Here is a 6,178-nt window from a genome sequence, read left to right as displayed (position 1 = left end):
CAGTAAATCCGATTATTTTTAAACTCATTCAAGACACCTAAACTCAACACCTTGTGCTAAATCCTTGTTTCCTAACAAGTTTTAATCTTCATCACTACCGATGGATGTGCATTCTACAGCATTTCAGGGAGCTTGCAACACCTATTTTTAAAAAATTAAATTACATGTCTTTTTTTTAGCCATTTATGATGTTTTAATTCATTTTCTATACAATTTCGCTTAAATTCCTCCTATTCGTGACAATACAGTTTATTATTTTAGTTGAACAGTGCCACCATACTCAGAAAAAGGCCTCGGGATTTTCCTTATGCATCGCTCAATTTACTTATCTCTATGTTTACTCGCTTTGGCCTCTAGTTCATCTTTTGCAGCTGAGGAAAATACTGGGCTTGAGATGGAAAGTGAATCTGTCACCTTTACACTAGTCCCTTTAAGAGCCAAAATTTCTTCTAAGGTCAATCATCTGCAAAGCCAGCTTAAAGTAGATGCTACTGCTGCTCAAGCAGAAGAAGTAAAAGATCCTTTTCAATTCTGGAACAGAAAGGTATATCAATTTAATGATGCGATTGACCGTACAATTGTACGTCCGGTAGCTGTACAGTATAAAGAAAAGCTCCCTCAAGAAGTTCGTGGCAGTTACACCCATTTTCGCAGTAATTTAGGCGAACCTTGGAATGCGGTTAACCAGTTGATCCAAGGCCGCCCAGCACACGCAGCAAAATCTTTAGGCCGTTTTACCATTAACACCTTGACCACTTTAGGTCTGGCAGATCCTGCACGTCGCTTAGGTCTCACTCATGAAGATGAGAAATTTGCAACGACCTTAGGATATTACGGTGTTCCTTCTGGGCCTTATCTGATGTTGCCTATTTTGGGTCCAAGTTCAGTACGTGGCGTGATTGGAACATTAGCCGACAGTCAAGCGCGTCCGCAAAAATATATGCTGGAAGATCATGATGGCTTGTACTGGGCCGACCAGTTCTGGCGCGGTATTGATACACGTAGCGAATATCTGGATGTCGAAAGTGTGCTGACAGGTGATCGTTATGCACAGATTCGTGACATCTATTTGCAACGAACCAATTATGCCATTGCTGAAAAGAAGGGTACCGAGCAAGAGTCTCTCTTTCTCGAGGATGACTTTGATGATGAAGGCCCAGCAGACGAGTCTCTTAATGAGCCTGAATTCAACACCACCAACGAACTCTTCTAAGTCCGATATTTTAATTAAATGGTTAGCGAAATCTGTGCGCTAGCCATAATTTGCTTGTTATAGTACACCTTAAGTAGACAGCCCTAAGATCGAATCATCTCTCTATGTATTTCATTCAACCCACTCGTGATATTCCCTATCTGGACCAGGTTCTTGAGACACTTCCGCATGTTCAAGTCATTCTGCCGGATGACCATGAGCTGTATGATGCTACGATTATTGCAATTGCTGATGTACATGATTATTTGCATTATCAGTGGAATCTTCCAACGATTGTCTTGGCTCTGGAACATGAAGGGACTGCGCTGGCACAGGCTTGGCAACAGGGTGCCTTGGCTGGATGGATCTGGAACCAACTGCCGGAACAACCACTTCCCGCTCTACAAAAAATTGATGCACAATATAAACGCAACCAGGATAGCCGTGATCTGCCTTCTGCCGCAGAACTGCAAAAACGCCTATTGCCCAATCCGATTGAACTGCTTAATTATGAGGTCGAAACCTGTTTTCAGCCTTCGGCCTATTTATCAGGTGACTGGTATGATTACTGGAAAATTAGCGATAAAGAGGTCTTATTTTATCTGGCAGATGTGTCGGGACATGGTGTCACCAGCAGTTTATTAACCTCATGGATGGCTGCCTTTCATGGCCGCTCCAAAACGCCTCGCGAGCTGATCAAAAAGCTCAATGGCATGCTGGTTCAGGAAAATATTGAAAAACATATCACCATGATTGCTGGAGTACTGAACCTTGAAACTCATGTCTTAAAATGGTCCAGTGCAGGACATTATCCACCGCCGATTATCCTTGAGCCCAACCAGGAACCTAAAATTTTTACAACCAGCAGTTTTCCTCTGGGACTGACCGAAGAGCTGGAAGTTGAAGAATATGAATATATCTTAAGCCGTAATGCTCGCTTTTTCATCTGCTCCGATGGCGCTCTGGAACCTTTTGAAGGCGGCCTGAACGAACAGTTTACCCACCTTCTACACCACCTTAAAAATCAATCACTTGAAATACCCGAACATGTCGCTGATGATATTGCTTTCCTGAGTTTTATAAGGGTCAAGTAATAGGGTCTGTCGATACTTCGCCTATGTTTGCGACCTAAGAGATAGATCTCGCAAGATTTTTTTAGCTGGCATAAGGCATCAGGCCGGAAAGTTAGTCATTCTAGATGAATCACTCATCACCAGATAGCAGCAGAAAATATACTCATCTTTGCGCTTTAAACACAGCAACGCTTTGTGCTTGTCATGCAGCAAAAGCTGTCTCTAATTTCGTTATGAAGCTTGGCAATAGCCTCATTTCCTTGGTTTCATGTCTCATCCGCTGAGTTTTAGCTTACAGCACAAGCCATTTATGAAATATCAACACAGCCTAATATATTTACAGGCTTTATAAGCACTTAATTTAATCAGGACTTTCGGCTACTTGAGTATCTAAGTACCCTATGGGATAATTTAATATCCTTCTCTGCAAATGGCATTTATATGTCAACAGGTCATGTTGAATATGCAAGTTTGAATGGAACGCATATTTTTAAGCTTATTGGCGAAGTGCGTGCTCAATCTTGTATTAGTCTAGATAAATTACTGAACAAACTTGAACAGCAAGACAACGTGGTTGGTGCAATAGTTGATCTGACTGAAACCAGCTTCATTGATAGTACTGTACTGGGTGTCTTGGCAAAGTTAGGACTGAAACTCAAGCAAATCCATGAAATTCAGCCGGTTATGTTGTCTACCAACTCGGATATTACCACTCTGGCCAATAGTATGGGCTTGGGACAGGTTTTCGTGATTCTGAATTACTGTGGTGATTCAAATGTATGTACGCGCGCCCTGATGGAAGAACATATCACCCATCAGGCGATGCTGAGTACTGTTCTGGATGCCCACAAGACCTTAATGAAGCTAAATCAGAGTAACCAGAATATGTTTGAACCTCTGGTCAAACAGTTACAGAAAGAACAAGACAGTTTAGATAAAACTTCCGAACAAAAGGTATGAACCGACCATAAGGAGCCTCCATGACTTTAGTTTCTGTTGCACAAATGAATTCCCAAAATGAAATTGAACAAAATTTCACAGCAATCGAGTCATTAATTCAACAGAGTAAAGCGCAAGGGGCAGAGCTGATTGTCTTTCCTGAAAATTTCGTCTGTTTCGCCGCAGGAAAGCAGCGCGAAACTGCAGCCCAGTTTGAAGCAATCCAGCAGCGTCTGGAGCAGCTTGCTCAGCAATATCAGATCTGGATTGTCGCAGGAACTTTACCCTGCCCTTATCGTCCTGATGGTTCTGTGATTGAAGATGGCCGGGTACGTACTGTAAGTCTCTGTATCAGCCCGGAGCGGACTGAAGCCCGTTATGACAAGATTCACCTGTTTGATGTACAGGTGGGTGATGCAGTCGGTGGCTACCAGGAATCCAGGTTCTTTGAACCCGGTGATGAATTAGTTGTGGCTCAAACACCTTTTGGAAATATCGGCCTGATGGTCTGTTATGACCTGCGCTTTCCTGAACTTGCCCTGAAGCTGCGTGCCCAAGGCGCAAATATTTTGACTGCACCTTCTGCTTTTACCTATACCACCGGACAAATGCACTGGCAGTTATTATTACAGGCACGCGGCATGGACACCCAATGTACAGTTCTAGGTGCAGCACAGCAAGGCTGGCACGGCGAAAAACGTCAAACCTGGGGGCATAGCGCAGCTGCAAATAGCCGTGGTCAACTTCTGGATATGGTACATGCGGAAGGGGCACAGATTATTACGGTCGAATTTGATCTGGCTGAACAGGCCAAAGTGCGGAAAGCCATGCCACTCATCGAACATCGTAAATTATTGCAGTTTTCCTAAGCGAGTTTTAACTCCTGACCGCATACTGCTTGCATAAATTAACAAAATCCCTCTTATACTTGGCCAGAAATTAGGGAGTATAGAAGCTCTATTAAAATAAATAGGGATTCATCTCATGTCATTAGAAAAAGCTGTATATACCGCACATGCCAAAGCCACGGGTGGTCGTGATGGCCATGCCACCACAGATGATCAGATTCTGAATGTACAATTGGCAGTGCCTAAAGAAATGGGCGGCCCAGGTGGCGGCACCAACCCTGAACAACTGTTTGCCGCAGGTTATTCCGCCTGCTTTTTAGGTGCAATGAAATTTGTTGCGAACCGTGACAAGCTTAATATCAGTAAAGATGCCTATATTGAAGGTGATGTAGGCATTGGTCCGATTCCAACAGGCTTTGGTATTGAAGTGACCTTAAACATTCATTTAGAAGGCATGGACCGAGCTGAAGCTCAAAAACTGGTAGATGCAGCACATATTGTCTGCCCTTATTCAAATGCCACCCGTGGTAATATTGATGTGGTATTAAATGTGATTGTTTGATTTTCAAGCCACCATTCATCTGGATAGATGTTGATGTGGATTAAATTAACGGGCGTCATATGGAATAATATTTATTAGATGCTCTTTTCTTTCTAGCCCACTTATTCAGCACATTGAGGAAAGAAAGCTTGAAAATAAACCATAAGATTGACTATCCATAAGTTTCTTTAGCTGAATATAGTACAACCATTCAAAAAAGACCGGCTTGCTCTCAAGTCGGTTTTTCATTATTTTCAAGGATGGTCAATAAAAATGCCCCCATGAAAAACAAGTTTTTTAAAAAGAGTTTCCTTTCATATCCATTAGGTTAGATACAAGCAATTGATCGAAACATAGATTAATTTAGGTCAATAGCCCATTAACCCTATTCAAAATAATAAATAATACCCTTTTAAGGTTTTATTGGGGTTTTATCACTATCCCTCATCATATTTATGGCTTAACGGCGAAAGGACGAGTGCCCCTTTTCTTGGCACAGACTCTGCAAATTGCATTTTGAGAATATCAGTGCTCTAACAGCTTCAAGCATGTTAAAAAACAAAGAAGCGTATTTTCATGACTCCGCCGCTTCATTGGTAACACGCAGCACTTCTTCAATCGTGGTTTTCCCTGCCAAGACTTTACGCAAGCCATCATCCCGAATGGAGCCAGACTGCTGGCGTGCATAATTTTCCAGTTCATATTCTGCGGCATTGCCATGAATCAAACGGCGCATATGGTCATCTACCGGTACAATTTCATAAATCGCGGTACGCCCGCTAAAACCGGTATTGCCACAGCGTTCACAGCCTTGCGGTTGCGGTAATTTTAATTCCTGTGGATGCTCGATATTTTCAAACAGACCTTTTTCAAAACTATCTGCTGCTTGCCAGGTCGCGCAGTGCGGACATAAAGTCCGAACCAACCGCTGAGCTACCACCCCAATTAAAGAGCTGGATAATAAAAATGGTTCGATGCCCATATCTTTGAGACGGGTCACGGCACCAATTGCAGTATTGGTATGTAATGTGGAAAGTACCAGATGACCGGTAAGCGAGGCCTGTACCGCAATTTCTGCAGTTTCCAGATCACGAATTTCACCGACCATCACCACATCAGGATCCTGACGCAGCATGGCTTTTAAAGCCCGGGCAAAAGTCATATCAACTTTGGTATTGACCTGAGTCTGGCCAATCCCTTCCAGTTGATACTCTACTGGGTCTTCTGCGGTCAGAATATTTTTAGAACCATCATTCAGATCAGACAGCGCGGCATATAAGGTAGTGGTTTTACCCGAACCCGTAGGGCCGGTGACCAGAATAATTCCATGCGGACGATGTACCAGCGTCTTTAAACGCTCATAGTCTTTACTCATTAGGCCCAGATGGGTCATATTGAGGCGGCCAGCCTGCTTATCCAGCAGACGCATTACCACCCGTTCACCATAAGACGAAGGCAAGGTCGAGACCCGAACATCGACTTCACGTCCTGCCAGACGTAAGGAAATACGGCCATCCTGGGGAATGCGCTTTTCGGCAATATCCAGCTTGGCCATCACTTTAATCCGGGAAACCAGCAAAGGAGC

The 6,178-nt window shown here is 43.3% G+C and carries 6 protein-coding genes; 5 read left to right on the top strand and 1 reads right to left on the bottom strand.

Annotated features, from left to right (window positions below; all coding sequences use genetic code 11):
* Positions 1-307: 307 nt before the first annotated feature.
* The 5 genes from E2K52_RS13030 to E2K52_RS13010 all read left to right on the top strand — a co-directional run bounded on the left by E2K52_RS13030 (position 308) and on the right by E2K52_RS13010 (position 4,614).
* Entirely contained in the window at positions 308-1,213 is a 906-nt protein-coding gene (locus E2K52_RS13030) for a VacJ family lipoprotein (protein ID WP_151205483.1), read from the top strand.
* Between the two features lie 104 nt (positions 1,214-1,317).
* A complete protein-coding gene (gene gigA, locus E2K52_RS13025; RefSeq protein ID WP_151205482.1) occupies positions 1,318-2,286 on the top strand; it encodes an RsbU family protein phosphatase GigA in 969 nt (322 codons plus the stop codon).
* A 420-nt stretch (positions 2,287-2,706) separates the two neighbouring features.
* The gene (gene gigB / locus E2K52_RS13020; RefSeq protein WP_151205481.1) at positions 2,707-3,225 is read left to right on the top strand and encodes an anti-anti-sigma factor GigB; all 519 of its coding nucleotides are present in this window, start codon (positions 2,707-2,709) and stop codon (positions 3,223-3,225) included.
* Positions 3,226-3,245: 20 nt separating this feature from the next.
* Positions 3,246-4,073, top strand: a complete 828-nt coding sequence (locus E2K52_RS13015; RefSeq protein WP_151205480.1) for a carbon-nitrogen hydrolase family protein — start codon at positions 3,246-3,248, stop codon at positions 4,071-4,073.
* A gap of 115 nt (positions 4,074-4,188) precedes the next feature.
* Positions 4,189-4,614, top strand: a complete 426-nt coding sequence (locus tag E2K52_RS13010) for an organic hydroperoxide resistance protein (RefSeq protein ID WP_151205479.1) — start codon at positions 4,189-4,191, stop codon at positions 4,612-4,614.
* Between the two features lie 553 nt (positions 4,615-5,167).
* Here the strand turns inward: E2K52_RS13010 and E2K52_RS13005 are convergent.
* A partial coding sequence (locus E2K52_RS13005) for a GspE/PulE family protein (RefSeq protein WP_151205478.1) occupies positions 5,168-6,178 on the bottom strand: 1,011 nt, incomplete at its 5' end.

The sequence above is a fragment of the Acinetobacter sp. RF14B genome (assembly GCF_006864105.1).
GTDB classification, from domain to species: domain Bacteria; phylum Pseudomonadota; class Gammaproteobacteria; order Pseudomonadales; family Moraxellaceae; genus Acinetobacter; species Acinetobacter lwoffii_C.
This window is presented reverse-complemented; position numbering and strand designations above follow the sequence as displayed.